The sequence below is a fragment of the Methylomonas rivi genome (assembly GCF_024505165.1).
Classification (GTDB): domain Bacteria; phylum Pseudomonadota; class Gammaproteobacteria; order Methylococcales; family Methylomonadaceae; genus Methylomonas; species Methylomonas rivi.
This window is the reverse complement of record NZ_JANIBK010000195.1, coordinates 1-5059: the sequence shown is the minus strand read 5'-3', so window position 1 is coordinate 5059 and position 5059 is coordinate 1. Positions and strand designations below refer to the sequence as shown.

The following is a 5059-nucleotide window of genomic DNA, read 5'->3' as shown; positions in this document are numbered from 1 at the left end:
AAACGATAATCGGCTCATCCGCTTTCTTTTGAGCTCCCAATAGCGATATTAAATCGGCTTTTTGTGCCTTAATTTGCTGAGAAATTTCGTCAGTCAAAGTACCTAGAGGGGCTTTACATTTTAAATTGCCCTCTTCGACGAAAAGTCTAACATTCAATTCACGTAGCGTGGCAAGTAGCTGATACAACATTAGAATTCGATCTCCTCAAAGTCGGTTTCAGAGATGGCTGTTTCTTGAGAGCTAGCGGATAGAGCAGTCCAACGCAAAAGGTCGATTTGTTCTGCCATTGCCGCGACATGAGCACTCTCAAACAAACTGCGTAATGGCAATTCAACTGCAAAATGTTTTGTCATCCGCGACATTAATTGTGTGGCTAATAGCGAATGTCCGCCCAATTCGAAGAAATCGTCTTCGATGCCCACTTGCTCGACACCCAAGACTTCTTGCCAAATTTCGGCTAAGACTTGCTCGGTTTCGGTGCGCGGCGCGACGAAGGCTTTTTTGAGTTGCTCGCTGAGGTTGGGCGCCGGTAAGTGCTTCCTATCCAACTTACCGTTGGCGGACAGCGGCATAGCGTCTAGCACCACGAAGGTGCTAGGCACCATGTAGTCCGGCAGGTGAAGTTTGAGTTGGACCTTAAGGCCATCGACGATGGCCTGCTCGGTGTCTGCCGCCGCATGCAGTACCACGTAAGCCACCAAACGCTTGTCGCCCGGTTGATCTTCTCTGACAACTACCACGGCTTCCTTGATCTCAAGCGGTTTGAGCAATTGGGTTTCGATTTCGCCCAGTTCTATGCGAAAACCTCGGATTTTGACTTGGTGGTCTATGCGGCCCAAGTAGTCGATGTTGCCGTCCGGGCGGTAACGCACAAGATCGCCTGTTCTGTATAAACGGGTTCCGGGTTTGCCGAATGGATCAGGGATGAATTTCTCGGCTGTTAAATCGGGGCGGTTTATGTATCCTCTTGCAAGTCCGTCTCCTCCTATATAAAGCTCACCGGTAATCCCTATCCCTAGAAAGTTTAGATTGCTGTCTAATATATATACCCTAGTGTTACTTATTGGACGCCCAATCGGCGCTATATCATTAAATTCGTTTAATAAGCAACATGTCGACCAAACTGTCGTTTCCGTGGGCCCGTATAAGTTATATACACTTTTACTTTTAGATAATAATTTTTTGGCCAAATCAACACGTAATGCTTCCCCTCCACTTAATAATGTCATTTTTCTATCGAGTGGAAAATCAATATCATTTAACATTATCCAAGTGCTCGGCGTAGCTTGAATAAAGTTTACCTTTAAGCTATTAATTATTTCTGACAGCCGATTCGGGTCCTTAGCCGAACAGCTGTTGACAAGAACAACCCTAGCGCCACAGATCAAAGGCAAATACAATTCCAAACCAGCTATATCAAATGACAACGAAGTCAATCCTAGAAAACAATCGTCCGCATCCAAAGCAACGCGCTTTTTCATGTCGAAAATAAAATTCGTAACATTCGAGTGACTTATCTGAACACCTTTAGGTTGTCCAGTTGAACCGGATGTAAAAATCACATATGCACTAATATTTCCAGGTATTTTAATTTCCAGATTGCAATTAATATTTTTTTCGATATTAAGTATGTCATTGATAAATATTGTTTCGGAGCATGGAGCAGATAACGGAGAATTACTTTCATTACTGAGTAAAAATTTAATCTTCGACTCCGAAATCATATACTCCAATCTATGCACTGGATAATTGGGGTCGAGCGGCACATAAGCGCCGCCGGCCTTCAAGATACCCAGCAAACCGATCACCATCTCCAGCGAGCGTTCCAGACAAATGCCGACCAGCACGTCCGGCCCCACGCCCCGTTCGATCAGATAATGCGCCAGTTGGTTGGCTCGGGTATTCAACTCGGCGTAGCTCAGGCTTTGGTCTTCGAATGTCAACGCGATGGCGTCCGGAGTTTTCTCGGCTTGCGCTTCGAACAGTTGGTGAATGCAATGATGCTGGGGATATTCGACCTCGGTAGCGTTCCAGTCGGTGAGGATTTGCTGTTGTTCGTCAGCAGTCAGGCAGGGCAGATTGGCCAGTTGCAGTTCAGGGTGCTCGGCGAAGGCGATTAGCAGTTGTTGCAAATGCTCCAGCATCCGCGCCGCGATCGACTCGGGAAAGTGCGTGGTGTCGTGATGCAGCGTCAAGCGTAGTTGCGGGCCGGGGAATACGGCCAGAGTCAAGGGGTAGTTGGTCGGGTCTTGCCCCGCAACTTGGTCGATGCGCAACGGACCGCCGATTTCCAGCAGGGCTTGGTCGAGCGGGTAGTTTTCGAAGACCAGCAGGCTGTCGAACAAAAATTGGCCGCGGCCAATCTCAGACCAGTTTTGGATCTGCGCCAGCGGTGCGTAGTCGTATCGGCTTTGGGTCCGGCCTTGCTCGAAGACAGTTTGCAGCCAGTCGCTCAGTTTCTGCGCAGGTTCCAACTTGAGTCGCATCGGTACCGTGTTGATGAATAGGCCGACTTGCTGTTCGATACCGGGCAGTTCCGCCGGCCTGCCGGCGACCGTGACGCCGAATACGACGTCGCGCTGCCCGCTGTAGTGACAGAGCAGCAAACCCCACGCGGCCTGGGCCAGGGTGCTGAGCGTCAAATGCCGTTGTTTTACGTAGTCTTGCAAGCGTGCGGTGGTCGTATCGCTTAGACTGAGGTTTTGCGTACGTAACCGGCCGACGGGGCCTTTGCCTTGAGGGGCTCGGTCAACGCAGAGGACGGTGGCTGTTTCGAATCCTGCCAGTTGCGCTCGCCAATAATGTTCGGCAGCGGCTTGGTCTTGCCGTTGCAGCCAAGCGATATAGTTGCGGAACGGCTGGGCCGACGCTAACTCGGCGGTATGGCCGTCTGTGAGTGCTCGGTATAGGCGGAACAGTTCTTCGACCAGAATTGGGCTGCTCCAACCATCGAGCAGGATGTGGTGATAGCTCCAGAGCAGGTAGTGGCGTTCGTTCGCGCAAGCCGCCAGATTAACCCGCATCAAAGGGGCCTGTTCGAAGTCGTAGCCTTGACGGCGGTCGTCGGCTTGTAATACTTGCCAACGAGTTTGTTGTTCTTGCTCGCTTAAGTCGCGCCAGTCGTGTTCTGTGATCGGCAAGCGCACTTGGCGTTCGACTCGTTGCAGCGGTTGCGGTAGGCCTTGTTCTAGGATCCCGGTCCGCAAGATGGTATGGCGTGCCAACAGATGCTGCCAAGCCTGCCGAAAAGCCGTCAAGTTCAATGGCCCGTTCAGCCTACACGCCAATTGGATGCGATAAGACTGAGTATCGGGTTGGTAACGGCTATGGAACAACAGCCCGTGTTGCAGCGGGGTCAACGGGTACAGGTCATCCACTTGCCTTGGGGCGAATGCCAACTCATCCAGTTGGGCTTGGTTCAAACCGGCCAACGGGAAGTCGCTAGGCGTATAGCCGCCGACATCGCTTCGTCGGCAGTGTTCTATTAAAGTTTGCAGGTGCGTCAAATAGCGGCCGGCCCAGCGCTCCAGCGTGGCGCGGCGATAGCGTTCCCGGCTGTAACGCCAACTCAACCGCAGTTGACCGGCCTGGATGTTCGCCACGACGTCGAGTTCGTGCGGGCGGACACTGCTTGGCTCGCGGCTCGGACCCACGGCGTCGGCACTGGCTTCGAACAAGGTATCGCCGCCCAAAGCGGTATCGAGTTGCCCCAGGTAGTTGAAGATGACGCGGGCCGCCGGTTGCATGCTCAAGGCTTGCCGCAAGTCGGCGTCGGCCGACAGGTAACGCAGTAAGCCGTAGCCGAGACCGTTTTCCGGTACGGCACGTAGTTGTTCCTTGATGCGTTTCAGTGTGTCGATTGGTGTGTCGTCCGTCTCGACGGTCAATAACAGCGGATAAACGTTGGTAAACCAGCCGACCGTGCGCGACACGTCGAGGTCGTCGGCCAGGTGTTCGCGGCCGTGACTTTCGCGGTCGATCAACAGATAGGTTGGAGCCGACACGGCAGGCATAGCCTCGGACGACCTTCCATTGTCCGCCGTCGCACCGAATTCGTCGCGTAAGGCAAGCGCTAACGCCGTCAACAGCACGTCGTCGATTTGGGTGCGGTAGGCCGCCGGAACGTCATGCAATAAAGCGCTGGTCTGTGCGGAATCCAAGCACAACTCGATGCTATCTTCCAGTTCGACGCGATTGGCGCCATCCGGGTGATCGACCGGCAAACGTTGCGCCTGCCGACGCCGAGGGTCCAACCAGTAATCGGCCTGTCCGTTGAAATCGCCGCAGGCGGCTCGCTGCGCCACGCGCTCGGCCCAATGTTTGAAAGCGGTGGTTTTCGCCGGTAGACTCAGACTTTGTTTCGCCAAGCCTTGCCGGCAGACGGTATTCAGGTCTTCGAGCAAGATACGCCAGGAAACGCCGTCGACCGCCAGATGGTGAATGGCTATCAGTAGCTGCCGCTCGCCGCCGCCTAGGTCGAACCAAACGGCGCGCAGCAGCGGGCCCTTCGCTAAATCGAGAGAGGCTTGGCAGGCGGCGGTTTGCGCGGCGATGGTTGTCAAGCGTTGCTCGTCCGGTAAAGCAGACAGGTCGGCGACGGTCAGCACGGGTTGCTGGTCTTTCAACTGATTGGTTTGTCGCCACGTCCGGCCGACTGGTTCGAAGCGCAGTCGCAAGGCATCGTGGTGGGTGATTAGAGCGCCGAGTGCCGAGGCAAGTAAATCCGGAGTCAGTCCCGGCTGGGCCCGTAGCCGCAAGGCTTGGTTCCAGTGTTGCGGCTGGGCGAAATCCTGTTCGAAAAACCAATGCTGGATCGGCGTCAACGGTACGTTGCCGCTTACCGGGCCTTGTTCGGCCAGGGGCTGGCCTGCGTGAGTCACTACTTCTGCCAATTCCGCCAACGTCGGCCGCTCAAACAACTGCTTGGGCGTGAACACCAGCCCGGCTTGGCGGGCGCGGCTGACGACCTGGATGCTGAGGATGGAATCGCCGCCCAGTTCAAAAAAGTGGTCGTGCCGGCCGACGCGTTCCAAACGCAACAGAGATTGCCAGATTTGC

Annotated in this window: 2 protein-coding genes; both read right to left on the bottom strand. The window is 54.2% G+C overall.

Annotated features, from left to right (window positions below; all coding sequences use genetic code 11):
- Positions 1-190 (bottom strand): TubC N-terminal docking domain-related protein (locus NP596_RS19505; protein ID WP_256617070.1); only part of this gene is annotated, 190 nt, incomplete at its 3' end.
- Positions 190-5055: a non-ribosomal peptide synthetase gene (locus tag NP596_RS19500; RefSeq protein WP_256617071.1), complete on the bottom strand. Its 4866-nt coding sequence runs from the start codon at positions 5053-5055 to the stop codon at positions 190-192. The genes NP596_RS19505 and NP596_RS19500, both read right to left, overlap by 1 nt.
- Positions 5056-5059 lie beyond the last annotated feature (4 nt).